Here is a 26,943-nt window from a genome sequence, read left to right as displayed (position 1 = left end):
GTCGCCTGCGGGCGGCGCGCGACGCGGGCGGCGCGCCGTCGGTCGCGGACGTCGCGCTCGTGGGTGCGCTTCCGGAGTGGCTCGCGCGGGAGCTTCTCGCGTCGCTCGGCACCGGCGCGTGCGCGCTTGCGCTCGACGCGATGGAGCCGCCGGCGCCTGCGGTCGCGGCGAACCTGAATCTCAACGCCGAGGACCAGGCGCTCGCGCTGCTCAAGGACGCGGGACTGCGCCCGTCAAGGCTGCCGTGGCCAGGCTGCATCGCCTTGGGCGCGCAGGCTGGGCTTGCGGCGTCCGGGTTCGTGGAGCGAACGGCCGTGCTGCCGGCGGACCCCGCGGCGCAGATGGTGTCGTGGCTCGCGGCGCCTGCCGCGGACGTGGACGCCATGCTCGAGGTGGGCCAGGGTCGCGCGACGAAGACGCTGCTGCTTGCGGGGGCAAACCGGCGGCTGGGAGGAAGCGTCCTTCTCGCCTGCGTGGACTCCGTCGCGTTCAAGTCGCGCCTCGCGCGGGAGCGCGTGCGCACGGGCGGGCTCGGCGGCCGCGCGACGTGCCTGACGCTTGACGCCACGCGGCTGGACGCACCGGACGTGCCGCCAGAGCTGCGCCGGACGTTTGGCCAGGTGTTCGTGGACGCGCCGTGCTCCGGCACCGGCACGATGCGTCGCCACCCAGAGGTCGCGTGGTCGCTCGGGCAGGGGTCCGTGTGCGGCGGCTCGGCCACGCTGCCGGCGCTGCAGCTGCAGATGCTCTCGGCCGCGTCCGCGCGCGTCGCCGCGGGCGGCACGCTCGCGTACTCCACCTGCTCGGACCTCGCGGCAGAGGATGAGGACGTCGTGCGTGCTTTCCTTGCAAGCGATGCGGGCCGCGGCTTTGCGCCGCTTCCCGTGACCGAGGCCCCGTGCGCGACCTTGCTCGGCCCGGAGGCGTCGCGCATCCTGCGCGCCATGACCGGCCGGGACGGCTTCCTGCGCACGGAGGGCGGCCGCGCGCTTGGCCTGGACTGCGACGGGCACTTCCTCGCGCTCATGCGCCGGGTGCGATAGGCGCCGCATGGCATGGGCTCGCGACGCATGAAGAAGGGGCCTCCCGCGAGGGAGACCCCTTATCACAAGCCTGGCGAAAGCCCGGGCTACTTCTTGCCCTTCTGGTCCGTGTTGTAGAAGCCCGACCCAGAGAAGACGATGCCGGACGGCACGAAGACGCGACTGGCCTCGCTTCCGCACTTGGGGCAGTTCACCTCGGGATGCTCGCTCATCGGGTGCTCGACCTCGAACTCGGTCCCGCACGCCTTGCACTTGTAGTCGTAAACAGCCATCTTGCCCTCCGGAAAAGCCTACATAAAACAAACCGCTGCCTGTATCGGCCACAGCCGTTCTTACCCAACGTCGCAAGAATCTAGCACGAAGTTCTGCGCTACGATGGCATTCGTCACGTATTCTGCTATATACCATAACTTTCCTAGGAGGAGACATGCCCTTCTCTGCCGCCATCTTCGACTGCGACGGAACGCTCGTGGATTCCATGCCCATGTGGCACCGCGAGACGGTCGGCCTGCTGAGGCGCCACGGCGTTGCGGACCCCGAGACGGTGTTCTTCGAGAGCGAGCCGCTCCCGCTGCACGAGATGTGTGCCTACCTGCACGAGCGCTACATACCGGACGCCACGGGGGAGGAGCTTGCCGCGGAGCTCCTTTCGGGCGTACGGCGCGGCTACGCGCACGACGTGAGGATGCTGCCCGGCTGCCGCGCATTCCTGGACGAGCTTCGCGCCGCGGGCATACCCATGGTGATCGTCTCGGCCACGTCGCGCCCGGAGCTCGAGGTCGCGCTGGAGGCGCAGGGCATCGCCGGCTACTTCAAGGACGTCATCTCGTGCGGCGGCAGGCTCCGCAGCAAGGAGTACCCGGACGCGTGGGAGGAGGCGCTGCGGGTGCTGGGCACGCCCGCGGGCGACACGTGGGTCTTCGAGGACGCGCCGTTCAGCACCCGCGGCGCGCGCAAGGTAGGCCTGCGCACCGTGTGCCTGTTCAGCCCGCACGGCGACCGCGACGAGGCGGAGTGCCGCGACTCCTGCGACGTGTTCGTGCACGGCTACCCCGAGCTCTCCGTCGCGCTCCTCGGCGACTTCGCGCCCGCCTCGCCTGCGCCGGCGTCTTCTGGCGTGCTGCGTGCGCTCGTGGTCGCCGGCTCGCCCGAGCCCAGCTCCGCGGACCTCGTACGGCGTCTCGCCGCGCGGGCGGACTACGTGGTGGCTGCGGACGCCGGTGCGAACGTCCTGATGGCAGCCGGCGTCGAGCCGGACGTGTTCTGCGGCGACGCGGACTCCGCCGCAGACGACGCCGCCCGGTGGGCGCGCTCCTCAGCCCGGCGAGACATCCGCTTTCCAAGCGAGAAGTACGCGACGGACCTCTCGCTGGCCATAGACTGCGCCCGGCATGAGGCCGCCCGCAGGTCCGCGCGGCTGGAGCTCACGCTCACCTGCGCCACCGGCGGTCGCCCCGACCACGCGCTCGCCGTGGTGGGCCAGCTCGCGCACGCGGCGGACGCCTCGCCGGAGCTCGTGGAGGACGCGTTCACGTGTCGCGTGCTCGCCCCTGAGGGACGTCCCCGCTGGCAGCTGCCCGCGGGCTCCGTGGGCAGGATCTTCTCGGCCGTCGCCGTCGCGGAGGGTACGGTCGCAAGCGAGAGGGGCCTCAAGTGGGAGCTCGACCGCAAGCGTCTGCCGCTCCTGGGTGACGAGGGCATCTCGAACGTGGTCGCGTCAGACGAGGCCGTCGTGGAGTGCGAGGCGGGAAGGCTCGCGGCGTTCCTGCTGCGCTAACTGAGGGCACCGCGGCACGTTGTAGCTGCGGGCCCGTGCGGTCCGCCGTCGCCGCACATGCACAAAAAAGAGGACCTCCGCGGAGGTCCCCAGAAGCTACGCTCTGTGTGGCTGCACTTACGCCTGCTGCGCGGAACGCGCGACGTTGCCCTTCTTGAGGCAGCGGGTGCACACGTTCTTCTTGACGGGCTTGCCGTCCTCGAATACGGTAACGCGCTGGATGTTGGGCTTAAACTTGCGGATGACGGTGCGGTGGGAGTGGCTAATAGAGCGACCAGCAACGGCGTGCTTACCGCAGATATCACAAACCTTCGACATTATTACGACCTCCAACGAGCGGCGCAGTGCGCCTGTAATTTCTCAAGTGCCGTGCTAATATAGCACAGCGCCACGTTTGTGCAAGTTGAAACCCCGCGGTGTTGTGGTGGTTTTGTAGCGAAGCCCCAGGCATCGCGTCGGCGGGCCGCCTCGCATGCCGCTTGGTGGCTCATGCAGTATGCGTGGGAATTAGGCACGTGGCGCCAAGTGCCAACTGCGGTATTATAATGCGAGACTCATGCTCTTACCGAGTACGTGCGGTGTTCGAGAGGAGATTCAACATGGCAAACGTCGTTCCGGGGGCCCTCAAGGTGTCCAACGACTGCATCGCAGACCTTGCCGGGTATGCGGCGCTAGAGTGCTATGGCGTCGTCGGAATGGCCGTGACCGACCAGCAGGAGGGCGTCGCGCGCATCCTCCCCACGTATCGCCTGCGCAGGGGCATCGGCGTCTCCAGCGAGGACGGCAGGGTCGTGATCGACCTCCACGTGGTGGTGGAGCAGGGCATTAACATGAGCTCCGTCTCGGACAACCTCGTGAGCTCCGTCAAGTTCATCCTGAAGAAGATTGCGGAGCTCGACGACGTCGAGGTACGCGTCCACATCGAGGGCATGCGTACCCGCGCCTAGCGGTGGCGCACGCACAACCAGAAGAGGAATTAGAGGTTTCCAGACTATGATTGCCAACGTCGTTCGCAACTGCTTCCCCGTCGCCGCCAAGGTCGTCGCCGACAAGGCGGACGAGATCAACAAGCTCAACGTCTTCCCCGTCCCCGACGGCGACACCGGCACGAACATGTCGCTCACGCTCGGCACCGTCGTGGGCGAGATCGAGTCGCTGCCCAAGGACGCCTCGATGGCGGACATCGCCAAGGCCATCACGCACGGCTCGCTCATGGGCGCCCGCGGCAACTCCGGCGTCATCACGAGCCAGATCCTGCGCGGCGTCGCGGAGGGCCTCGTGAACGCGAAGGGCGCCCAGGCCACGACGGCGGACATCGCGGCGGCGCTCCGCAACGGCGTGAAGGTCGCGTTCAAGGCCGTCCGCAAGCCCGTCGAGGGCACGATCCTCACCGTGCTGAAGGACGTCTCGGCCAAGGCCGACCAGATGGAGAAGAGCAAGGCCACGCCGCAGGAGACGCTGGACGCCATCGTGGTGGAGGCGTACGAGTCCGTGGCGCGCACGCCCGACCTGCTGCCCGTGCTGAAGGAGAACGGCGTCGTGGACTCCGGGGCCTTCGGCCTCGCGACGTTCATCGAGGCGTTCGTGAACGCGTACGAGGGCAAGGCCGGCGAGGTGAGCGACTTCAAGACCACCGTGGACTCCTCGGACGCGAAGGCCCAGGTCGCCAACGTCGTCGACATCGAGATCAACGACGACTGGGCGGGCTCGCAGTACCGCTACTGCACGGAGTTCCTGTTCCACGCGGACAGCCCGGACTTCGACGAGGACGCCAACCTCAAGTACCTCGCGTCCATGGGCGACTGCGAGCTGCTCGTGGGCTCGAACCCCGACTACAAGATCCACGTGCACACCAACAGGCCGGACCGCGTGCTTCGTCACATGCTGCACCGCGGCCAGATCTACAACGTCTTCGTCCACAACATGGACCTCGAGGCGCAGGAGCGCACGGAGTCCATCCGCGAGGACAAGCAGGCCGCGAAGGCGGACGAGCCGCGGAAGCACATGGGCTTCGTCGCGGTCGCGGCGGGTTCCGGCCAGGCGGAAATCCTGAAGTCTCTCGGCGTCGACGTCATCGTGTTCGGCGGCCAGACCATGAACCCCTCCACCGCCGACATCCTGGGCGCTATCGAGAAGTGCAACGCGGACAACGTGATCGTCCTTCCGGACAACGGCAACATCCGCATGGCCTCCGAGGCGGCGGTCACGGCCGTCGAGGGCGTGAACGCGGCCGTCGTCCCCACGAAGAGCGTGCTGCAGGCGTTCGCCGCGATGTTCGTGGCAGACCCCGACGGCGAGCTCGACGCCAACGTAGAGGACATGAACGACGCCATCGCCGAGGTTCGCGACGGCGAGGTCACCACGGCCGTGCGCGACTCCCAGGCCGCCGACGGCACGCCGATCCACGACGGCGACGTCATGGGCATCGAGGGCGGCGCCATCGAGGTCGTCGGCAACGACGTCCAGAAGGTCACCGTGGACCTCATCAACCACATGCAGGAGGAAGAGGAGGGCGACACCCTCACGATCCTCGCGGGCGAGGACCTGGACGACGACGCGTTCCAGAGCCTGCTCGACGCCATCGAGGAGGCCCAGCCCGACCTCGAGATCGACTCGCACCGCGGCGAGCAGCCCCTGTACCCGGTCGTGTTCTCGATCGAGTAGGAAAGAGCTGGCCTAGGTGGGCAGCGTGCCGACAACGGCGGGTGTGGGCGAGAGGCTCTCGCGCACCTGCTCCATGACAGACGACGTCTCGCGCCTCCGCTATGTCTCGGGCGCGAGGCGCTCTGCTGTTGAGCGGCTCGGCATCAGGAGCGTGCGCGACCTTCTCCTCCACATCCCCCACCGCTACCTGGACTTCACGCACGTGACGGACATCGCCCACGCCGACGTGGGCCAGGAGGCGACCGTCGTCGCGACCGTGGACAAGGTGACGCTGAAGCGCCCCCGCCCGAGGATGCAGGTGGTCGAGGTGTACCTGCTGGACGACACGGGCGTGATCGAGGCGACGTTCTTCAGGCAGCCGTGGATAGCGGAGCAGCTGAGCCAGGGCGACGTGGTCGCGCTTTCCGGCAAGGTGACGTTCTCGTACGGCTTCAAGCAGATAAAGGCCCCGTTCTACGAGGTCGTGGGCTCGAATGGGCAGGTGGGTGACTACGCGCGCATCCTGCCGGTGCACCCGGTGGGCGAGGGAGTCTCGGCCGCGTGGATGAGAAGGATCGTGTCCGCCGCGCTCGCGGACGTGGGCGACGTCGCGGACTTCCTGCCGGCCGAGGTGCGCGCCGCGCGAGGTCTCATGTCGATTGCCCGCGCCCTGCGGCAGATACACTTCCCGCTGACGATGGAGTCGAAGGAGGAGGCGCGCCGCCGGCTTGCCTACGACGAGCTGCTGTGCCTGCAGCTGGCGCTCCTCGCGAGGCAGAGGCTCGAGCTTCGCGGCGTCACGCCCTTCTCGCACAGCGTGGACGGGCCCCACATGCGGGCGCTCCTTGCCGCGATGCCGTTCGACCTCACGCGGGAGCAGCGCGCCGCCGCGGACGACATCCTGCGCGACATGGCGTCCGACCACGTGATGAACCGCCTGCTCCTGGGGGACGTGGGCACGGGCAAGACCGCCGTCGCGGCCGTGGCCATGGCCGCGGTGGCGGACTCCGGCACGCAGGCGGCCGTCATGGCGCCCACGTCCGTGCTCGCGGCCCAGTACGCCCAGAAGATCGGGCCGCTTCTGGACGAGGCCGGCGTCACGTGGCGGCTCGTCACGGGCTCGACGGACGCGGACGCGCGCGCGGAGGCCGCGGCGGGGCTCGCGTCCAGCGAGGTGTGCGTCGTGTTCGGCACGACGGCCATCATATCGGACGACCTCGAGTTCCGCCGGCTTACCCTCGTGGTGATAGACGAGCAGCACCGCTTCGGCGTCAGCCAGCGCGCGGCGCTCAGGAGCAAGGGCGCCGGGGCGGACCTGCTGGCGATGACGGCGACGCCCATCCCCAGGACGCTCGCTCTCACGGCGTACGGCGACATGGAGTGCTCGCGCATCCGGCACCGTCCGAAGACGGGTGCGGGCGTCGTGACCACGTGCATCCCTCCGGAGAGCGCCGACCTCGCGTACGGGGCGATCCGCGAGGCGTGCGAGGAGGGCCACCAGGCCTACGTGGTGTGCCCGCTCATAGACGAGAAGGACGACGGCTCCGAGCTGGACGACGTCCCGGAGGCCTCGCGCTCCGCGGCCACGAGGATCCACTCCGCCGAGGCGACGTACGAGGAGCTGTCGCGGCGAACGCTGAGGGGACTTCGCGTGGGGCTGCTCACGGGCAGGATGGGCGCCGCCCAGAAGGACGAGGCGATGGAGGCGTTCCGCCGCGGGGACGTGGACGTTCTCGTGTCGACCACGGTTATCGAGGTGGGCGTCGACGTGCCGAACGCCACGGTCATGCTGGTGTACGACGCGGACCGCTTTGGACTCGCGACCCTGCACCAGCTGCGCGGCCGCGTGGGCCGCGGCGACTGGGAGGGCCACGTCTTCCTGGAGTGCGCCGCGAAGAAGGGCGCGCCCGCCCGCACACGGCTCGCGGCGCTGGAGCGGACGTCGGACGGGTTCGAGCTCGCGGAGCTCGACCTGAAGCTTCGCCACGAGGGCGAGGCGCTGGGGTACCGCCAGCACGGCGGCCCCTCGCTCAAGGTGGTCGACCTCGCGCAGGACGAGGAGCTCATGGGCTGGGCCCGCGAGGACGCGCTCAAGATCTTCTCGCAGGACCCAACCCTTGCCGAGGACGTCCACCGACCGCTTGCGATTGAGCTGCGCGACCGCTTTGGCGCGTACTTCGAGGAGGTTCTGCACGCATGAGGATAGTTGGCGGCATGTGGAGGGGGCGGCCGATCGAGGCGCCGGACGGGCGGGACGTGACGCGTCCCACGACGGACCGTACGCGCGAGTCGATGGCATCCATGGTGCTCTCGGCGTTCGGGCTCGACCTGGGCGGCGTGAGCGTGCTGGACGCGTTCGGCGGCTCGGGCGCCATCGGCTTCGAGCTCCTGTCGCGCGGCGCCGCGGGCTGCACGTTCGTGGACAGGGACCGCGGGGCCGTCGCGCGCATCCGCCGCAACGCGCGGGCCCTGGGCGCGGGCGCGTCCGCGCGCGTGCTGCAGGGCGACGTGTTCAGGCTGGCCGAGCGGGGGCACGTCGCGGGGGCGCCCTTCTCGCTCGTGGTGCTCGACCCGCCGTACGCCGTAGGCTCGCGCGAGGTGGAGCGCCTGGTGGAAGCCCTGCGGGCGGGCGGCATGCTCGCCGGCGGCACCGTCGTGCTGTACGAGCACGCGTCCAGGGAGCCGGGGATCCGCCCGGCGGGCGCGAGCGTCATAAAGGAGAAGAGCCACGGCATCACCACCGTGCAGCTTCTGAGGATGGGGGATGCCCATGAGTGATTCCAGGATAGACCGCGTGGTGGTGCCGGGCACCTTCGACCCGGTGACGTTTGGGCACCTGGACGTGATCGGGCGCGCGCGGCGGCTGTTCCCGCACGTGACCGTGGGCGTCGCGGCCTCCGTGGGGAAGAACGGCACCGGCCCCACGTTCTCGCTCGACGAGCGCGTGGACATGCTGCTCGCGGCGCTTGCGGAGGAGGGCCTTGCGGACGGCGTTGAGGTGCGGCCGTTCTCGGGCCTGCTCGTGAGCTTCTGCAAGGAGGTCGGCGCCGGCGGCGTGGTGAAGGGCCTGCGCGCCATGACGGACTTCGAGTACGAGCTGCAGCAGGCAGACCTCAACAGCAACATGGCACCTGACATCGAGTCCGTGTTCGTCATGTCGAACCCCAAGTACGGCTACGTGTCTTCCTCCATCGTGAGGGAGCTCGCGTCGCTGGGGACGGACGTGTCGTTCCTGGTGCCGTCCGTGGTCGAGCGCCGTCTGGAGGAGCACTACCGCGGACGAGGGGAACGAGGCGCCCGCCGCGAATAATTTGCGTGACGGCGGCAAAAGTGCCGCCGGTTTCGCCCATTGCGGGTAATCTGGTACTATAAGTCGATGCAACCTCGGCAAACGCACGTGCAACGCGAGGTGGCGGCGAATCGAAAGGAGACCCGTATGCAACCGGGTGAGGAAATAGAGAGCCTGGTTGGCGAGCTCGAGCAGATCGTGAGCGAGGGCAAGACCCCGTTCACCGGCGGCGGACAGAAGAAGATCGTGGACGCCCAGGACATCTACGAGATCCTGGATGAGATTCGTCGCGTCTTCCCCCAGGAGTTCGCGGATGCCCGGCGCATCGTCAAGGAGGAGGCCGAGACCCTCGAGCGCGCCCAGCAGCAGGCCGACGCCATCATCGCGGACGCCCAGCAGCAGGCCATGATCCTCGCGGGCGACCAGGAGGTCGTGCGCCTTGCCCAGCAGCAGGCCGACGACATCCGCGACAAGGCCGCGCAGTACGAGCGCGACACCCGCTACAACGCGGAGGAGTACGCGGACACCGTGCTCGCGCACCTGGAGGACAACCTGAAGTCGCTCACCGGCTCCGTCTCGCGCGTGCGCCAGACGCTGGACGAGAACTCCGGCCCCCGCAACCAGACCAACAACGTCCCCTGGTAGGCGCCATGCAGCAGATTAAGCAGATTCTGGACACCCGCCTCGCGAACCCCGGCGACACCATGCCGGTATCGGGCCATGTGGACGAGAAGGGCTACTCCCTCGGCGGTCACGACTTCGTGCTGCCTGACGGCATCGACTACGACCTCGTGCTCACGAACGCCGGCGAGGGCATCCTCGCCACCGGCATGCTGAAGGCGCACGTGGAGGGCACGTGCGACCGCTGCCTGGGCAAGGCGGAGTTCGACGTTGCGGGCGAGGTGGACGAGTACTACCTGTTCAAGGCACCCGCGGAGCCCATGGCAGACGACGAGGACGACGACGTCGACTTCGCCCTGGTGGGGGACGACAGCACGATAGACCTCACGGACGCGCTCAGCTCGGCCCTGTTGATGGAGACGCCGTTCGTGGTACTGTGCCGCGAGGACTGCAAGGGCCTGTGCCCCGTATGCGGCGCGAACCTCAACGAGGTCGACTGCGGGCACGCGGCGCAGGTCGAGGCGGAGCGCGAGCAGGACAGGCTGGACGCGAGCCCGTTCGCGGCGCTCAGGAACCTGGACCTGGGCGACGGCGAGTAGGGTGCCTCTCGGCCCGGCGCGAGACGCCCTGCCGGTGATATGTTGGGCCGGCGTGTGGCAAGGACGTGTCGTAGAAGTTTTTTGACGTGAAGAATTGCTGTTCCGTCGACCAATTGCCCTCGTCGTGGTATAGTCTCTTCTCGTGTGTTTTACGGAAGACCGCTCAGGTGTAAGCGCCTGACAATAAGTGAGTCTAAGAGAGGTTCAAGATGGCAGTACCCAAGCAGAAAAAGGGCCGCGGCGCCACGCACACTCGTCGTTCGGCCAACAGCAAGCTCGCCGCTCCGGCACGCTCCGTTTGCCCGCAGTGTGGCGCACCTAAGCTTCCGCACCACGTGTGCCCCAAGTGTGGCTACTACAAGGACCGCGAGGTCGTTGTCACCGAGTAGTTGCGTTGAAAGACGAGGCCTAGGAGGCCGGTCCCTTCTGGGGGTCGGTCTCCTTTCGTATGCAGGGAATGCGCAGCCGCAGGACCGCGAGGAGGACACATGACAACTATCTGCATCGACGCCATGGGCGGCGACTGCGAGCCCGAGGTCGTGCTTGGGGGAGTGGCGGCCGCGCTCGAGGCCGACGGCGAGCTCAGCGTGCTCGTCGCGGGAAACGAGGACGTTGTCGTGCCGTTCTGCGCGAAGCACGAGCGCGCGAGGGCGCTCGTGACGACGCAGACGATTGAGATGGGCGAGCATCCCACCGAGGCCATCCGCGCCAAGAAGGACTCGAGCATCGTGCGCGGGCTTGCCGCGGTGCACGCGGGCGAGGCGGACGGGTTCTTCTCGGCCGGCTCCACGGGCGCCATCTTTGCGGCCGCCACGTTTGGCGTGGGCAGGATCCGCGGCATCAAGCGCCCGGCCATCGCGTGCCCGGTGCCGGGGCTGGACGGCAGGCACTCCGTGTTTCTGGACATGGGGGCGAACGCGGACGTGCGCCCGGAGATGCTGGTGCAGTTTGCGCACATGGGGCGCGCGTACTCGAGGATCACGCTTGGGGTGGAGGACCCGAAGGTGGCCCTGCTCTCCAACGGCTCCGAGGACACGAAGGGCTCCGAGGCCGTCGTGGCGGAGCACGAGGCGCTCGCAAAGGCGGGCGGCGACACGTGGTTCGCGGGCAACTGCGAGGGCACGGACATCCTGACCGGTCGCTTCGACGTGATCGTGACGGACGGGTTCGCGGGCAACATCGCCGTGAAGACCATCGAGGGCACGGCGAAGTACATCCTGGCCGAGGTGAAGCGCGCGACGCAGGAGTCGAAGCGCGCGCTTCTGGGCGCGGGCCTGCTGAAGCCCTCGCTCAAGAGGGTCGCGGCCGGGCTCTCCGGCGACGAGTACGGCGGCGCGGCGCTCCTGGGCGTGAAGGCCCCGGTGTTCATCGGGCATGGGGCGACGTCCGTGGACGCCGTGAAGCACGGCACGCTGGCCTGCGCCGCTGCCGTGCGCGGCGAGCTTGTGGACAAAATCGCACGCGCGGTGGCCGAGGACCAGTAGGGTTGCCGGGCGGGGTACAATTGGCCCCATAGGCTTTTCTCGCATAGGGAATTTTGCAACGTAAGGAGCGAACATGGAACGCGCCGAGATTACCGAGAAGGTCATCGCCTGCGTCAAGGACTCGCTGGGCCTGGCGGACGACGCCGAGCTCTCCGAGGCGACGACGCTGAAGGACCTGGGCGCCGACTCGTTTGACCAGCTCGAGATCATGGTCGCGCTGGAGGAGGAGTTCGGCATCTCGCTGGAGGACGCCCTTGACGGCGGCGACATAAAGTCGGTGGACACGATCGGCCAGACGGTCGACCTCGTGCAGGCCCAGCTCTAGGGAGCGGCGCTTGAAGATGCATCAGAGGGTCGCGGCGGCGGAGAAGATCTGCGGCCACGAGTTCAAGGACAGGACGCTCATAACTTCTGCAATCACCCACCCCTCGGCCGTGGAGGGGCAGCCCGTGAGCGCCTCCTACGAGCGGCTCGAGTTCCTCGGGGACTCGATCCTGGGCGCCATGGTGGCGACGGACCTGTTCGAAGCGTTCCCGGCCCTGGACGAGGGCGGGCTCACGCGGATGAAGATTTCGCTCGTGAGCGGGAAGACGCTCTCGGAGGTCGCCGGCAGCTTGGGCGTGGGCGACGTCATCGTGTTCGGCGAGTCCGAGAAGGGCACCGGCGCGCGCGGCATGCACTCCGCGCTCGAGAACGTGTACGAGTCCATCGTGGGCGCGCTGTACCTGGACGCCGGCTACGAGGCGACGCACGACTTCGTGCGGCGCACGCTGTCGCCGTACATCTCGCCGAAGCTGGCCGAGAGGCCGATATCGCCGAAGTCGCGCCTGCAGGAGGTGACGCAGCGCGACATGCGCTGCGCCCCGGAGTACAAGCTCGAGGGCGAGGAGGGCCCGGCGCACAAGCCGACGTTCACCTCCGTCGTGCTTGTGGACGGCAAGCGCGTGGGCCGCGGCACGGGCTGCTCGAAGAAGGAGTCAGAGTCCGCGGCGGCGCTCGACGCGCTCGAGCGCATGGGCTACCAGCAGGCAGGGGAGTAGGCGCCGCGGACCGCGGCCCGGAAAGGCCAAGCACGACGTGTATCTGAAGTCGCTCACGCTCAAGGGATTCAAGTCCTTCGCGGACAAGACGCAGCTGGTGTTCGACCCCGGCCTCACGGTCGTGGTCGGGCCTAACGGCAGCGGCAAGTCGAACATATCGGACTCGATCCTGTGGGTGCTGGGCGAGCAGAGCGCGAAGATGCTGCGCGGCCAGGCGATGGAGGACGTGATCTTCTCGGGGTCGTCCGGCAGGCAGGCCGTCGGCCTGGCCGAGGTGACGATCGTGCTGGACAACACCGACCACACGCTGCCGATCGACTTCTCGGAGATCGCGATCACGCGCAGGATGTACCGCTCCGGGGAGTCCGAGTACCTCATCAACGGCGCGCCGTCGCGGCTACGCGACATCACGGACATCCTGCACGACTCCGGCCTCGGCAAGGACACCCACTCCATCATCAGCCAGGGCAAGCTGGACTCCATCCTGGCGAGCCGCCCCGAGGAGCGCCGCGAGCTGGTGGAGGAGGCCGCCGGCATATCGAAGCACCGCCGCCGCAAGGAGCGCTCGGAGCGCAAGCTGAAGGCGATGCAGGACAACCTGACGCGCGCGAAGGACATCGAGCGCGAGATCAACCGCCAGCTGCGCCCGCTGGAGCGCCAGGTGGACAAGGCGCGCCACCACCGTGACGTCACGAGGCAGCTGCAGGAGCTCGAGACAACGCTTCTTGTGGACGACCTGCGGCGGCTGCAGGACCGCTACGGCACGCTCGCCGCGCGCGGCAAGGAGGCGGACGCCGCGATCGAGCTGGCGCAGTACCGCCTGGACGAGAAGAACCGAGACCTCGAGAAGTACCAGTCCCTCCTCGAGCAGAAGGGCATCTTCGTGGGGGACCTGGGCGAGCAGCGCCGCCGCATGCAGGACCTGCTGGGACGCATGGACTCCGACATGCGCCTTCTGGAGGAAAAGGGCAAGAACATGGTGGAGCGCCTCTCCGAGATGCGCATGAACCTGTCTGCCATGGAGCGCCAGTCGCGCGAGGCCGCCGAGGAGCACGAGCGCGTGGAGGGCGAGTACTCAGACGCGCGCGTGGAGGCGGACGACCTGCAGAAGCGCGTGAGCGAGCTTGGGCCCGCGGCTCGCGAGGCGGCGGAGCGCCGGCGACAGCTGGGCAAGCGCGTGGCGCAGCTCACGGGAGACGTGCGTGCGTCGCAGCGCACGGCGGACGCCGAGACGCTCGCGTTCGCGAAGCTGCGCGACCAGATCTCGAACGCCGAGGTCGAGGACCAGATGTTCCAGAGCCGCCTGAAGCAGATCGAGGACGGCGCCCAGACGGCGACGGAGGCGCTCGAGAGCAGGCGCGCGGAACGGGATAGGACGGAGGCGGCGCTGGCAGAGGCCCGCGAGCGGGAGGAAGGCGTTTCTCGGCGCATCCGCGAGTGCAAGGAGGCGGTGTCGAGGGCGCGCTCCGCCGAGGGCGACGCGCGGGGGAGGCTGTCCTCCTCAAAGGCGACGCTTTCCGCCCTGGAGGCCGTGGACCGCCAGACTCAGAACGCGAGCGCCCTTGTGGCGGCGCTCGCGAAGGCGCGGCCGGACGCGATCGAGTGCCGCGTGGCGGACCTGTTCGAGGCGCCGGCCGAGCTGGAGGGCGTCGTGGAGTCGCTTTTGGGCGAGGACCTCTCCGCACTCGTGGCGCGCGACGCCGACGGCGTGGTGGGCCTTGTGGAGGAGGCCCTTGGCAAGAGCGCGAAGGGCGCGGCCACGATCGTGTCGCTCGACGCGGCGCCGGGGACGGCGGACGCTTCAGGTGCCCCGGGCAGGGGCGTCGCGGAGGCGCTCACGGTGAGGGACGGCGCGCACGCCCTGGTGGACGCCCTGCTGGGGGACGTGAGGCTCGTGGACGGCGTTCGCGAGGCCGTGGAGGCGCACGCGGAGGCGCCCGCGTTCACGTACGTGACGCCGCAGGGGGTGACCGTGCTGCCGGACGGGCGCACGACCGTGGGCGCGGCCTCCGGCGCGGAGCAGGGCGCGCTCGAACGCAAACGCAGGATCCGCGCGCTGCGCGAGGCGATGCCGGGGCTCGAGGACGCGCTGTCGAAGGCCGGGGAGTCCATCGCCGTGGCCGAGCGCGAGCTTTCCGATGCGCGCGACGAGAGCGCGCGCGTGAAGGGCGACGTCGCGAGGTTGAACGGCGAGCTCTCTTCTGCCACGTCAGAGGTGGGGCGCCTCGAGGCGCAGCTGAGGCAGGCGGAGAGCGAGCGCGCGCAGGTGAGCAAGAACCGCGCCGCGGCAGCGGAGCGCGCGAGCAAGGCGCGCGAGGAGGTCGAGCGCCACAAGCGAGCCGCCCAGGAGGCGGAGGAGCGCACGAGCGACCTGTCGCGCCAGCTTGAGGAGGCGAGCTCCGAGCGGCAGAGGGCGTCTCGCGAGGAGAGCGAGACGGAGGGCAAGCTCTCCGACGCGAAGCTGAAGCTCGCGACCATAGTCGAGCGCAGGAACCACCTGGCCGTGCGCGAGGAGCAGCTTGCCCGCCAGGTGGCGGACCTGGAGAGGCGGCGCAGGCAGACCGAGGAGAGCTCGCGCGCGCTGGACGTGCTGCGCCTGCGCGTGGAGCCGCTGCACGCGCGCTACGAGGCCGTGCAGGAGCGCGCACTCGCGTGGGCCGCGCGCCTGAAGGACCGTGCCTCTCTTGCCGAGGCGGACTCCGACTCGCTGAAGAAGACCATCGCGGACGCGCGCGAGGCCGTGAACCGCGCCTCGACGGAGCTCGAGGGCGCGAAGACGGCCGCGAGTGACGTGAGGGTCGAGGTGGGCAAGGTCGAGGTCCAGGTGGAGAACGCCATCAACGACATAGTGTCCCGCGGCTACGTGCTCGAGGACGCGCTCGCGCTTCCCGAGCCGGAGGACCGCGCGGAGACGGAGCGCGTCGTTTCTCGCCTGAGGCGCGAGCTCCAAAACATCGGGCCCGTGAACGAGGTCGCGATGGACGAGTACGAGCGCCTGAAGAGGCGCAGCGACTACATCGGCGAGCAGGTGGCCGACCTGGAGCAGGCGCGCAAGGCGCTCACGAAGATTACCGCGGCCATCGAGCGGAAGATGCGCCGGCAGTTCCTGATTGTCTTCGACCAGGTGAACGCGAACTTCTCGGAGATATTCTCGCTCCTCTTCCCGGGCGGCAAGGCCCACCTGGAGATGACGGACCCGGACCATCTGGACGAGACGGGCGTCGAGATCGTTGCGCAGCCGCAGGGCAAGCGCATCCAGAAGATGACACTCATGAGTGGCGGCGAGAAGTCGCTCACGGCGCTTGCGCTCCTCTTCGCGGTGTACCGCACCAGGACGGTTCCGTTCTACGTGTTCGACGAGGTCGAGGCGGCGCTGGACGACTCGAACCTCTCGAAGCTGCTCGACGCGATCGAGCGGCTGAAGGAGACGACCCAGCTGATAGTCATTTCCCACCAGAGGCGCACCATGGAGCAGGCCGACGTGCTGTACGGCGTGTCCATGCAGGCGGACGGCGTGAGCCACGTCGTGAGCCAGCGCCTGGACAAGGAGACAGGAAAGGTGGTCGAGGCCTGACATGGGCATGTTCGACAGTCTTAAGCGCGGCCTTGCGCGATCGCGCGAGGCGCTCTCGGAAGTGTTCTACATGGGCGGCGAGGTGGACGAGGACTTCTGGGAGGACCTCGAGGACCGGCTGGTCATGGGCGACATAGGTGCCGAGGTCGCCATGCAGGTGACCGACGACCTGCGCGAGCAGGCGGCGCGCGAGGGCCTGAAGTCCGCGCGCCAGCTGCGCGACGCGCTCGCGAGGCGCCTGGCCGCGGAGTTCGCCAAGGCGGAGTGCGACCCGTTCGAGGACGTGCCGTCCTGCGTGCTGTTCGTGGGCATCAACGGCGCTGGCAAGACCACGACGGTCGGCAAGCTCGCCGGCGTCGCGAGGTCCGAGGGCAAGAGCTGCCTCATCGGCGGCGCCGACACGTTCCGCGCGGCCGCGATCGAGCAGCTCGAGGTGTGGGGCCAGCGCTCCGGCGTCGAGGTCGTCACGCGCGAGCGCGGGGCCGACCCCGCGAGCGTGTGCTACGACGTGCTGGACCGTGCCGAGAAGGACGGCACCCAGCTGGTGCTTATCGACACGGCGGGAAGGCTCCACACGAGCCCGGAGCTCATGCGCGAGCTGGAGAAGGTCGTGCGCGTGACGCGCAAGCGCGCGAGCATCCCCGTGCGGGTCGTGCTCGTGATCGACGCGACGACCGGCCAGAACGGCCTGAACCAGGCGAAGGAGTTCAACTCGGCGCTCGATCTGGACGGGCTCATCGTCACGAAGCTGGACGGCACCGCGAAGGGCGGCATCGCCGTCGCGATATCGCACGACCTCAGCCTCCCCATCTACCGCATCGGCGTGGGAGAGGGGATCGACGACCTTCAGACCTTTGACGCCATGGACTTCGCCCGCGCACTCGTGGGCGAGGGAGAGGGGGAGTAAGACCTCATGTTCAACAGCCTTTCCGACCGACTCCAGGACACGTTCGGCAAGCTACGCGGCAAGGGCCGACTGACGGAGGACGACATCAACACCGCCATGCGCGAGATCCGCATGGCGCTTCTCGAGGCGGACGTGAACTACCGCGTCGTGAAGAAGTTCGTGGCGGAATGCAAGGAGAAGTGCATGACCGCCGAGGTGCTCGACTCGCTCTCGCCCGCGCAGAACGTCGTGCGCATCGTGCTGGACCAGCTGACCGAGCTCCTGGGCACGACCGAGTCGAAGCTCGTCCTCGCGCAGAACCGCACCCCGAACGTGATCATGCTCGTGGGACTGCAGGGCTCCGGCAAGACGACCGCCGCGGCGAAGCTCGCGTTCCTGCTGAAGCGTCAGGGCCACAGCCCGCTTCTGGCCGCGTGCGACGTGCACCGCCCCGCAGCCGCCGATCAGCTCGAGACCCTTGGCAATGAGATTGGCGTGAAGGTCTATCGCGGCGACGGCAAGGACGCGGTCAAGGTCGCCCGCGAGTCCATCCAGAGCGCCGTAGACGGTTTGAACGACATCGTGATCGTGGACACGGCCGGCCGCCTGCAGATAGACGAGCAGATGATGCAGGAGGCCGTCGACATCAAGAACGCGGTGAAGCCCGACCAGGTCCTCATGGTGGTGGACGCCATGACCGGCCAGGACATCGTGAACGTGGTGAGCGAGTTCGCGAACCGCGTCGACTTCGACGGCGTCATCATGTCCAAACTCGACGGCGACGCCCGTGGCGGCGGCGCCCTCTCGGTCCGCGAGGTCACCGGCAAGCCCATCAAGTTCGTCTCGATGGGCGAGAAGCCCGACTCCCTCGAGGTGTTCCACCCCGACCGCATGGCGAAGCGCATCCTCGGCATGGGCGACGTCGTCAGCATCATCGAGGAGGCCCAGAGGGTAACGGACCAGAAGGACATCGACGACGCCGAGCGCATGCTGCGCGAGGGCTTCACGATGGACGACATGCTCACCCAGATGCAGCAGATCCGGAAGATGGGCGGACTCAAGAAGATCCTGGCATCACTCCCGGGCGGGGAGCGCGCCCTCGAGCAGGCGGGCGGCGCCGTCTCCGACGAGCAGATCACGCGCATCGAGGCCATGATCCACTCCATGACGAAGCAGGAGCGCGCGAAGCCCAAGACCATAAACGGCCAGAGGCGCAAGCGCATCGCAAAGGGCTCCGGCAGGTCCGTCCAGGAGGTGAACCAGCTCCTGAAGCAGTGGTCCGAGATGGACAAGATGATGGGCAAGATGCGGCAGCTCACCAACGGAGGCGGCAACTCCCGCAAGGCGCGCCGCCAGATGACCAACATGATGCGCAACATGGGCATGGGCGGAAAGATGCCGTTCTAGTTCGGTGCGCTCCCAAAAGTTCAGCTGCTATGGCGGACCGGATCTCCCGTTGGGGGGTCGGTCCGTCTTTTGTTGTGAGTGTCACGCAAGGTCATCCGCGGGTGTGCGTGCGGGGGCGCCGGCGCCGCGGGTACGCACCCGGCCCAAGTTCGCACGATTCCGTAAGCTCGCCCCTGGTGTGTGCGGGGGCGGCTGGGACGCGGGTACACACCCGGCCCCAGTTTGCGCGAACCTGCAAGCTCGACCCCGGTGCGTTGCGTAAAAAGGGGTCCCGTGCCACGAAGTCGCGGGTGTGCTTCGCGAAATGCGAGAATCCCCCGGGTGTGCTACGTCCGCGTTTGGTTCGATTCCACATGATCGCAGGTAGGTTGGCCGAGCCATAAATCGTTTAACCATCATGGGGTCACACACCACGGGGTTTCCGCCACGGCGGCCCCAGGGGCGCAACGCACCCGGCCCGAGTTCACACGATCTTGCAAGGTCGCCCCTGGTGTGTGCGGGAACGCCAGTGCCGCGGGTGCGCACCGTGTGTGAGTTCGCACGATTCCGCAAGCTCGCCCCTGGTGCGTGCGGTGCTGGCGGGCCGAGACGCGGGCTTGGCAAAAGAGGCGGTCGGAACCTTATGGATCCGACCGCCTCGCTGGGCTCGCAGCTCGTCCTGCGTAACCTTCTTCTAGGAGTGCACCACCACGACGTCGCCAACCTTAGTCATGTCGTACAGCTGCTTTGCGGCGGCAGCGGGGAGGTTGATGCATCCGTGACTACCGTTGCCCTGGTAGACGGTGCCTCCAAACGTAGCCCTCCACGGGGCGTCGTGGAATGCCACCAGGTTGGTTATGAACGGCATCCAATAGTTCACGTGGCTCGTGTAGTCGGGCTCTCCGTCGTGGTTCTCGTCCAGTCCCTTCAGCGTCTGGTTCGTGCCCTTGTTGCCGTTGATGGAGTAGACGCCGGTGGGGGTTGCGTGGTCCTCGGTCGGGTCACCAGAGACGAAGTCGCTCTCCCAGATCACCTTGCCTCCGTCATAGAAGCGCACGTGCTGCTCGGTGAGGTCGACGTCCAGGTACCTGCTTCCCCAGTCGGCTCCGCCGGGATTCCATTCGGAGGCCTTCTGGGACCACGGCACGTCGAAGCTGGCTTCCTTCGCGCCCTCGATGTTGGACGCGAGCGTGGAGGCGAGCTTGTCGCCGTCGACACTCCATCCGTAGGTTCCCCCGGAGACCGTGACCTGCTTGCCGTCCGCGCGCTGGTACTTGCGCTCCGCGCCGACGGTGTTGAGCGACTCCGCGAGGTCGCCGGAGGCCCACTGCTTGATGGCGTCGGTGTTGAGCGAGACGGACAGGTCGTCGCCGAACGTAATCCATTGCGCGATGGTCTTGGGCTCCACCGTCGTGACGTCCTTGCCGTTAGCGGTGAGCGTCTGCTTCGCGGCGACGTACTTGTTCGCGGTCTCGACGGCCTTGGCGAGCTCGGTGCTCTCGGAGGTGTACTTCGGTTGCACGAGCTCGGACTCGCCAAGCCCGAGGTCGGACTTGCCCTGCAGGATCGCCTTGCGAACAGCCTTCGAGACGGCGTCCGCGTCCACGGCGGTCCCGGCCTTCTCCTTCACGATGACGAACTTGCCCTGCTTCTCGTCGAAGGACGCGGTGGCACTCTGCGGCTGCGTCGCGCTCTGGTTCGCGGAGTCGACAGCCGCCTTCACGATCGCCGCGAGCTTCTCCTTGCTGTAGCTCACGTCCGCCTTCGCCGAGAGGTCGTTTCCGGTGAAGATGCTCACGGGCCATGCCCAGACGTTCACCTTCGACATGGTGTCCGCGGCGTACGCCGAGGTGTCGAACTTAAGGTCGATGTCCTTGCCCGTGAGCGAGAGGCTCACGTTGTCCCCGCTGGCGGAAAGCGAGTAGCTGCTCAGCTTGTCGGACATCTCCTTCGCGACGGCATCCGTGGTCTTGAACGCGACGGACTCGCCGTTGATGGTGGTGTTCGGCATGTAAATGTGGGACCAAAGGGCGCATCCGCCCAGATAGACAGCGCAGACGGCTCCCAAGGCAATCGCCACCGCCTTTCCGTGGCCGCCTTTGCGGCCGCGCGAGGCAGCGCCCTGCTCGTGGATGCGCATCGCCTCCTGGTCAAGGTGCGGGTCATGCGCCGCGACGGCGCCCGTCGCGGGCATCGCGGGTGCCGGTTTCGTGGCGGTCCTTCCCGCCCGGGTCCCGTTTGCGGGCTGGCTGAAGTGCGAGCCGCGCGCTGCCCTGCCAGAGGGCTTGGCTCCTTGCCGCGACGAGGGTTGTACGACCTTCTCGCCCCGCGCGTTGATGACGTCGATGCGCTGGCGCTGAGGTCTCTGCTTGTCGGTCACGTTATGCCTCTGATTCCATGGTCGATGCGGCTCCTTTGGGGCCGCGGATTCTCAGGGTTACAATTCTATCCAAACGGCCCGGCCTCTAACGAATGGTGACGAACTCAATGGCAATTTCACGCATCAAAGACCTCTCCGACAGTCGGCTCGATCCCTACCTGCGCCTTTCCGAGCGTCAGCTCAGGAGCGTCCTTCATCCGGACGAGGCCCTCGTGATACTGGAATCCCTGTTCGTGATCAAGCTCGCGTTCGAGAGGGGGCTGGACGTGGTGTCGGTCCTGGTGGATGAGCGCCACGTGGACGCGCTGGCGTCCGCCGTCTCCGGCCTGGGCGAGAAGGACGTGGACGTCCTGGTTGCGGATAGGGGCCTGCTGAGCCAGGTGACGGGCTTCAACGTCACCAGGGGCTACATGGCGGCCGTGCGCCGGCCGGCCGCGAGGGGCCTTCGCGACGTGCTCGAGGGCGCGCGGTCCGTCGCGGTGCTCGAGGGCCTTGTGGACGTGAGCAACCTGGGGGCGATCTTCAGGAACGCGGCCGCCCTGGGCGTTGACGGCGTCGTGCTCGCGCCGGAGTGCGCAGACCCCCTCAACAGGCGCGCGGTGCGCGTGTCAATGGGGAACGTGTTCCTGGTGCCATGGGCCGTCGCCCCTCGCCCGTGGCCGGGGGCGCTTCTGGGCGAGCTTCGCCAGAGGGGGTTCGAAACGGTTGCGATGGCGCTGGACGAGAGGGCCGTGCGCATGGACGACCCGTCGCTTCGGAACCCGTCGCTTCGGAAGAGCCAGGGGACGGCGCTCTTCTTCGGGACGGAGGGCACGGGGCTCACGCGGCCGGTGCTCGACGGCGTGGACCGGACCGTAATCATCCCCATGGCGCGCGGGGTGGACTCGCTCAACGTAGCGGCAAGCTCCGCGGTTGCGTTCTGGGAGCTGTTTGCGCGCCGTCGTGGCTAAAGACCCTACCTTTGGGTATGAATGGGGAAAGTCGTGCGGCCCGCAGGGTGGCCGCACAGTGCGGACAAACCGATTAGGACGGATATGGACGACAAGAAGAAGCGACAATCGATGATCGTGTACCTGATCATCGCCATCGCGCTTGCAATCGGCCTGCGTGCGTACCTGTACCCCAGCATCACGCAGTCCCAGGTACAAGAGGTGAGCTACAGCCAGTTCATCGACATGGTGGACGACGGGGACGTGAAGACCGTCAAGCTGAACACCGGCGACAGCAAGATCAGGTTCACGACCGACAAGGAGGGCGTGACCTACGAGACCACGCAGTTCCCGAACGACTCGGGGCTCGTGAAGCGCCTGCGCAATGCCGGCGTGAAGTTCTCGGCCGAGATTCCCGACGACAGCGACGACCTGTGGCTGTACATGATCTTGAGCTACATCCTTCCCATCGCGATCATCTTCGGCGGCGGCTACCTCCTGAACAGGAGGCTGCGCAAGCAGATGGGTGACGACGGACCCTCCATGAACTTCGGCGGCGGCTTCGGCATGGGCGGAGGGCTCGGCCGCTCGAACGCCAAGGAGGTCAAGGGCAAGGAGACCGGCGTCACGTTCAAGGACGTCGCCGGGCAGGACGAGGCGAAGGAGTCGCTGCAGGAGATCGTGAACTTCCTCGCCCACCCCGAGAAGTACGCGGCCATCGGCGCCCGCTGCCCGCGCGGCGCGCTGCTCGTTGGTCCTCCGGGCACGGGTAAGACGCTGCTTGCGAAGGCGGTCGCCGGCGAGGCGGACGTCCCGTTCTTCCAGATCTCGGGCTCCGAGTTCGTCGAGATGTTCGTGGGCCGCGGTGCCGCGAAGGTGCGCGACCTCTTCAAGCAGGCCAACGAGAAGGCACCGTGCATCGTGTTCATCGACGAGATCGACACCATCGGCAAGAAGCGCGGCGTCTCGATCAACTCGAACGACGAGCGCGAGCAGACGCTCAACCAGCTCCTGACCGAGATGGACGGCTTCGACAACCACAAGGGCATCGTCGTGCTCGCCGCGACGAACCAGCCCGACGTGCTCGACCCGGCGCTGCTGCGCCCCGGCCGCTTCGACCGTCGCATCCCCGTCGAGCTACCGGACCTCGTGGGCCGCGAGGCGATCCTGAAGCTTCACGCGAACGACGTGAAGATGGAGCCCGGCATCGACTTCGGCTTCGTGGCGCGCACCACGCCGGGAGCCTCCGGCGCCGACCTCGCGAACATCATCAACGAGGCGGCGCTCAGGGCCGTCCGCATGGGCCGCTCCCGCGTGACGCAGGAGGACATCACGGAGTCCGTCGACGTGGTCATCGCGGGCGAGAAGAAGAAGTCCACGGTGCTGAACGACCACGAGAAGGAGGTCGTCGCGTATCACGAGACCGGCCACGCCATCGTCGCGGCCGTCCAGGACGGCAAGACGCCCGTCTCGAAGATCACGATCGTTCCGCGCACGTCCGGAGCGCTCGGCTTCACCATGCAGGCGGAGGAGGACGAGCACTACCTCACGACGCGCGAGGAGTACGAGCAGCGCATCGCGGTGCTGTGCGGCGGCCGCGCAGCGGAGGAGCTCATCTTCGGACACATGACGTCAGGTGCCGCGAACGACATCGAGAAGGCGACGAAGATCGCGCGCGCCATGGTGACGCAGCTCGGCATGTCCGACAAGTTCGGCATGGTGGCGCTCGGCGAGTCCCGCAACCGCTACCTCGGCGGAGGCACGGAGCTCACGTGTTCCGACGCGACGGCGACCGAGATCGACAACGAGGTGACGGCCATCGTGGAGAAGGGCCATCAGACTGCCCTGAAGACCCTGCGCGACAACCGCTTCAAGCTCCACGAGATCGCGCACTACCTCCAGAAGAAGGAGACCATCACGGGCGAGGAGTTCATGAACATCCTCAACCGCGACGACGGCTTCGCACCGAAGTACGGAAGCGAGCAGTAGCCCGGATCCCTCGGCAGGGGGGCGCAGGCGCAGAGACTTAGACGGGGCCCCGCGGCGTGCGGGACCCCGTTTTTGTCTGGACGAGATGGACAGTCCTTCTCGCCCGGCGCTAGCCCCGGGTATGCAGAATGTCAATTTAGTTGTCGGCCCGCGCCACGATTGTTCCGCGAACGGCCGGCAAGTGCTATCATTCGGCGTGCTGCGTTGATGGGGAGAGTACCTTGGACGGGGCGGCCCAGAGAGAGCGGGGACGGTGGGAGCCCGCGGTCGCGTTCAGGGGAAGATCACCCCGGAGCTGCGGTCCGAAAGCCGGTGGCGCCGGCAAGTAGGCGCCGCCGGAGAGACCGCCGACACAGGTCTACCGAGTAAGGCGGAAATCCGCTCGCTGGGTGGTCACAAGCGAAGTGTAATCGGAGCGCTTCGTCCCAGCAGGAGGGACGGGCGCTCCTTTTCGTGGGTGCCCAGGAAAGGGAAGGACACGAGGTGGCAAACAAGTACAAGAAGACGATGAACTTGCCCAAGACCAAGTTCTCGATGCGGGCCGGCCTCGCCCAGCACGAGCCCGAGAGGCTCAAGGACTGGGACGAGAACGACGTCTACGGCCAGCTGCTCAAGAAGAATGAGGGGCACGAGAAGTTCGTGCTCCACGACGGACCCCCGTACGCCAACGGCCCGATCCACCTTGGCCACGCCCAGAACAAGATCTCTAAGGACATCATCAACCGCTACTGGTCGATGCGCGGATACCAGACGCCGTACGTGCCCGGCTGGGACTGCCACGGACAGCCGATCGAGCACAAGGTCGAGCAGATGCTCGGGACCGATAAGTTCAACCAGCTCCCCACGGTGAAGATTCGCGAGCTGTGCCGCAAGATGGCCGTAGAGCAGGTCGACACCCAGCGCCAGGGCTTCAAGCGCCTGGGCGTCCTGGGCGAGTGGGGAAACCCCTACCTCACCTACACGCACGACTACGACGCGACCGACGTGGAGATCTTCAAGGCGATCTTCGACAAGGGCGCCATCTACCGCGGCCGCAAGCCCGTGCACTGGTGCACGCACTGCCACACGGCGCTCGCCGAGGCCGAGATCGAGTACGGCGACGAGGTCAGCCCCGCCATCTTCGTGCGCTTCGAGATGACGACGGTCCCCGAGGGCCTCGAGGCCTACGAGGGCAGGCTCTGGGTCGACATCTGGACGACGACCCCGTGGACCCTTCCCGCCGACGACGCCGTCATCCTGCACCCCGAGGCCGACTACGTCGCGGTCGTCGTGGACGGCCGCGCCGAGATCATGGCGGAGGCGCTCGTCGAGAAGGACTGCGAGAAGTTTGGCTACGAGTCCTTCGAGCTCGCCCGCCGCGCCGACGGCGAGGTGTGGCGCATGTCCGGAACGGACCTCTGCCACAACAAGTACAAGCAGCCGATCTTTGGCGACCAGGGCGTCGAGGGTGAGTTCATCTACGCGGACTACGTCACGCTCGACGACGGCACCGGCATCGTCCACACCGCGCCCGGCCACGGCGTCGACGACTACAACGCGGGCATGCGCTTCAACATCCCCGTCGTGATGCCCGTCGACGACGACGGCAACTTCTACAAGGGCGACGGCATGGGGACCGGCGGCCCGTGGTCCGGCATGAACGTGAACGACGCGAACCCCAAGATCATCGAGTGGCTCCAGGAGCGCGGCACGCTCATCCTGCACGAGGACATCACCCACAGCTACCCGCACTGCTGGCGCTGCAAGCAGCCCGTCATCTTCCGTGCCACGAGCCAGTGGTTCGTCTCGATGGACAAGACCGGCCTTCGCAAGCAGGCGCTCGACGAGCTCGAGAAGGTCAAGTTCTATCCCGCCCACGCCGTTAAGCGCATCGGCTCCATGGTCGAGGGACGTCCCGACTGGTGCATCAGCCGCCAGCGCAACTGGGGCGTTCCTATCCCGGCGTTCACCTGCGAGGACTGCGGCGAGACCGTCATGAACGACGACACGCTCGACAAGGTGATCGAGCTCTTCCGCAAGGAAGGTTCTGACGCCTGGTTCACTGAGGACCCTGCGAGCTACCTGGGCGACGCCTGCGTATGCCCCAAGTGCGGCAGCCACCACCTGAAGGCGAACAAGGACATCCTCGACGTCTGGTGGGACTCCGGCGTCAGCCACACCGCCGTCTGCAAGCACCGCGGCTACCTCAAGTTCCCGGCGGACGTGTACCTGGAGGGCTCCGACCAGCACCGCGGCTGGTTCATGAGCTCGCTCATGACGTCGGTCGGCGCGTACGACAAGGCGCCGTACAAGGCCGTCATCAGCCAGGGCTTCACGCTCGACGGCCAGGGCCGCAAGATGAGCAAGTCGCTCGGCAACGTCATCGACCCGAACAGCGTGTGCGACAACGAGGGCGCCGACGTCCTGCGCCTGTGGCTCGCGTCCGTCGACACCTCCGTGGACGTCCCGTGCGATGACACGATCCTCTCGCACGTCGGCGACGCGTACCGCAAGATCCGCAACACCCTGCGCTTCCTGCTCGGCGAGCTCGAGGGCCAGTTCGACCCGGCGACGGACGGCCTGCCGTTCGACGAGCTCGAGCCGTTCGACAAGCTGACGCTCGCCCACATGTGCGAGGTCCACGACGTCGTGACGAAGGCATACTCCGAGTACCGCTTCAACGTGGTGTACCGCAACCTGTACGACTACGTGACGGAGCTGTCCAACGGATACCTCAACGCCACGAAGGACCGCACGTACTGCGGCGGAAAGGGCACGCACGAGCGCCTGTCCGCACAGACGACGTGGGCGCACATCCTCACGATGCTCGTCCACGACCTGCAGCCCGTCCTCGTGTACACCACGGACGAGATTATGCAGTACCTGCCGGAGTCCATGCGCGACGGCCAGACGTACGCCGCCCTTCTGGACTGGTACCAGAACCCCGTCGACGAGGACGTGTACCAGGGCCTTCTGCCCGCGTACCGGGCGCTCGTCGAGGCGCGCGGCGCGTTCACCAAGGCCTACGAGGAGGTCGCGGCGTCCGGCGTCTTCGAGGAGAAGACGACGCAGGCGGCCCGCGCGGAGCTGACGCTCCCGCAGGAGCAGTACGACGTGCTCGCGCAGACCGGTTGCGACCTGGCGGAGGCCTTCGTGTGCTCCGACGTGTGCATGCACGCCGGCGAGGAGCTTTCCTGCGAGGTGCTTCCCGCCAACGGCGAGAAGTGCCCGCGCTGCTGGAACTGGCGCGAGCTCGGCGAGGACGGCCTGTGCGAGAGGTGCCACGACGTCGTGGCGCAGCTCGCGGACGAGGAGTAGCGGTAG

At 67.5% G+C, this 26,943-nt stretch carries 22 protein-coding genes; 19 read left to right on the top strand and 3 right to left on the bottom strand.

Translation table 11 applies throughout. From position 1 onward, the window contains the following. Positions 1 to 1,043 (top strand): hypothetical protein (locus ACTQWE_RS03945; RefSeq protein WP_441921263.1); only part of this gene is annotated, 1,043 nt, incomplete at its 5' end. Positions 1,044 to 1,129: 86 nt separating this feature from the next. Here the strand turns inward: ACTQWE_RS03945 and ACTQWE_RS03940 are convergent. Next, a complete protein-coding gene (locus tag ACTQWE_RS03940) occupies positions 1,130 to 1,315 on the bottom strand; it encodes an FmdB family zinc ribbon protein (RefSeq protein WP_170103490.1) in 186 nt (61 codons plus the stop codon). Between the two features lie 155 nt (positions 1,316 to 1,470). On the opposite strand from ACTQWE_RS03940, the gene ACTQWE_RS03935 reads away from it, so the two are divergent. After that, complete coding sequence (locus tag ACTQWE_RS03935; RefSeq protein WP_441855562.1) at positions 1,471 to 2,820, top strand: thiamine diphosphokinase; 1,350 nt, start codon at positions 1,471 to 1,473, stop codon at positions 2,818 to 2,820. Between the two features lie 117 nt (positions 2,821 to 2,937). On the opposite strand, the gene rpmB is transcribed toward ACTQWE_RS03935, so the two are convergent. After that, complete coding sequence (gene rpmB, locus ACTQWE_RS03930; RefSeq protein ID WP_090861829.1) at positions 2,938 to 3,138, bottom strand: 50S ribosomal protein L28; 201 nt, start codon at positions 3,136 to 3,138, stop codon at positions 2,938 to 2,940. A gap of 281 nt (positions 3,139 to 3,419) precedes the next feature. Here rpmB and ACTQWE_RS03925 point away from each other — a divergent pair, with 281 nt between their 5' ends. From ACTQWE_RS03925 to ffh, 14 genes are all read left to right on the top strand, one after another. Then, a complete protein-coding gene (locus ACTQWE_RS03925; protein ID WP_090845749.1) occupies positions 3,420 to 3,767 on the top strand; it encodes an Asp23/Gls24 family envelope stress response protein in 348 nt (115 codons plus the stop codon). A 46-nt stretch (positions 3,768 to 3,813) separates the two neighbouring features. Further along, entirely contained in the window at positions 3,814 to 5,484 is a 1,671-nt protein-coding gene (locus ACTQWE_RS03920; protein WP_441855564.1) for a DAK2 domain-containing protein, read from the top strand. A 16-nt stretch (positions 5,485 to 5,500) separates the two neighbouring features. Further along, positions 5,501 to 7,663 (top strand): ATP-dependent DNA helicase RecG, encoded by a 2,163-nt coding sequence (gene recG, locus ACTQWE_RS03915; RefSeq protein ID WP_441855566.1) that lies wholly within the window; start codon positions 5,501 to 5,503, stop codon positions 7,661 to 7,663. After that, positions 7,660 to 8,241: an RsmD family RNA methyltransferase gene (locus ACTQWE_RS03910; RefSeq protein WP_441855568.1), complete on the top strand. Its 582-nt coding sequence runs from the start codon at positions 7,660 to 7,662 to the stop codon at positions 8,239 to 8,241. The genes recG and ACTQWE_RS03910 overlap by 4 nt, the downstream gene beginning before the upstream one ends. Continuing rightward, complete coding sequence (gene coaD / locus ACTQWE_RS03905) at positions 8,234 to 8,773, top strand: pantetheine-phosphate adenylyltransferase (protein ID WP_170103495.1); 540 nt, start codon at positions 8,234 to 8,236, stop codon at positions 8,771 to 8,773. Before ACTQWE_RS03910 ends, coaD begins: the two co-directional genes overlap by 8 nt. A 126-nt stretch (positions 8,774 to 8,899) precedes the next feature. Next, a complete protein-coding gene (locus ACTQWE_RS03900) occupies positions 8,900 to 9,397 on the top strand; it encodes an ATPase (RefSeq protein ID WP_090845741.1) in 498 nt (165 codons plus the stop codon). Positions 9,398 to 9,402: 5 nt separating this feature from the next. Next, the gene (locus ACTQWE_RS03895; RefSeq protein ID WP_441855570.1) at positions 9,403 to 9,972 is read left to right on the top strand and encodes a YceD family protein; all 570 of its coding nucleotides are present in this window, start codon (positions 9,403 to 9,405) and stop codon (positions 9,970 to 9,972) included. Between the two features lie 209 nt (positions 9,973 to 10,181). Continuing rightward, positions 10,182 to 10,361, top strand: coding sequence for a 50S ribosomal protein L32 (rpmF, locus tag ACTQWE_RS03890; protein ID WP_090845737.1), 180 nt, complete (start codon positions 10,182 to 10,184; stop codon positions 10,359 to 10,361). Positions 10,362 to 10,460: 99 nt separating this feature from the next. After that, the gene (gene plsX, locus ACTQWE_RS03885; RefSeq protein WP_441855572.1) at positions 10,461 to 11,456 is read left to right on the top strand and encodes a phosphate acyltransferase PlsX; all 996 of its coding nucleotides are present in this window, start codon (positions 10,461 to 10,463) and stop codon (positions 11,454 to 11,456) included. 73 nt (positions 11,457 to 11,529) lie between these two features. Then, a complete protein-coding gene (locus ACTQWE_RS03880) occupies positions 11,530 to 11,781 on the top strand; it encodes a phosphopantetheine-binding protein (RefSeq protein ID WP_441855574.1) in 252 nt (83 codons plus the stop codon). Between the two features lie 10 nt (positions 11,782 to 11,791). Next, positions 11,792 to 12,496, top strand: a complete 705-nt coding sequence (rnc, locus tag ACTQWE_RS03875; protein WP_170103499.1) for a ribonuclease III — start codon at positions 11,792 to 11,794, stop codon at positions 12,494 to 12,496. Positions 12,497 to 12,533: 37 nt separating this feature from the next. Next, positions 12,534 to 16,070 carry a chromosome segregation protein SMC gene (smc, locus tag ACTQWE_RS03870; RefSeq protein WP_441855576.1) on the top strand — a complete coding sequence of 1,179 codons (3,537 nt, stop codon included), beginning with the start codon at positions 12,534 to 12,536 and terminating at the stop codon, positions 16,068 to 16,070. 1 nt (position 16,071) lies between these two features. Continuing rightward, a complete protein-coding gene (ftsY, locus tag ACTQWE_RS03865) occupies positions 16,072 to 16,977 on the top strand; it encodes a signal recognition particle-docking protein FtsY (RefSeq protein ID WP_441855578.1) in 906 nt (301 codons plus the stop codon). A gap of 6 nt (positions 16,978 to 16,983) precedes the next feature. Beyond that, positions 16,984 to 18,363, top strand: a complete 1,380-nt coding sequence (gene ffh, locus ACTQWE_RS03860; RefSeq protein WP_441855580.1) for a signal recognition particle protein — start codon at positions 16,984 to 16,986, stop codon at positions 18,361 to 18,363. Between the two features lie 673 nt (positions 18,364 to 19,036). Here ffh and ACTQWE_RS03855 read toward each other — a convergent pair. Further along, the gene (locus ACTQWE_RS03855; protein ID WP_441855582.1) at positions 19,037 to 20,722 is read right to left on the bottom strand and encodes a L,D-transpeptidase family protein; all 1,686 of its coding nucleotides are present in this window, start codon (positions 20,720 to 20,722) and stop codon (positions 19,037 to 19,039) included. A 107-nt stretch (positions 20,723 to 20,829) separates the two neighbouring features. On the opposite strand from ACTQWE_RS03855, the gene ACTQWE_RS03850 reads away from it, so the two are divergent. From ACTQWE_RS03850 to ileS, 3 genes are all read left to right on the top strand, one after another. After that, positions 20,830 to 21,672 carry a TrmH family RNA methyltransferase gene (locus tag ACTQWE_RS03850; protein ID WP_441855584.1) on the top strand — a complete coding sequence of 281 codons (843 nt, stop codon included), beginning with the start codon at positions 20,830 to 20,832 and terminating at the stop codon, positions 21,670 to 21,672. A gap of 84 nt (positions 21,673 to 21,756) precedes the next feature. Further along, positions 21,757 to 23,640, top strand: a complete 1,884-nt coding sequence (gene ftsH / locus ACTQWE_RS03845) for an ATP-dependent zinc metalloprotease FtsH (RefSeq protein ID WP_170103505.1) — start codon at positions 21,757 to 21,759, stop codon at positions 23,638 to 23,640. Between the two features lie 483 nt (positions 23,641 to 24,123). Next, complete coding sequence (gene ileS / locus ACTQWE_RS03840) at positions 24,124 to 26,937, top strand: isoleucine--tRNA ligase (RefSeq protein WP_441855586.1); 2,814 nt, start codon at positions 24,124 to 24,126, stop codon at positions 26,935 to 26,937. Positions 26,938 to 26,943 lie beyond the last annotated feature (6 nt).

Source organism: Parafannyhessea sp. LCP19S3_B1, from assembly GCF_052121955.1.
Classification (GTDB): Bacteria; Actinomycetota; Coriobacteriia; order Coriobacteriales; family Atopobiaceae; genus Parafannyhessea.
Note: the sequence above shows the minus strand (reverse complement) of the source record. Positions and strands in the feature narration are given on the sequence as shown.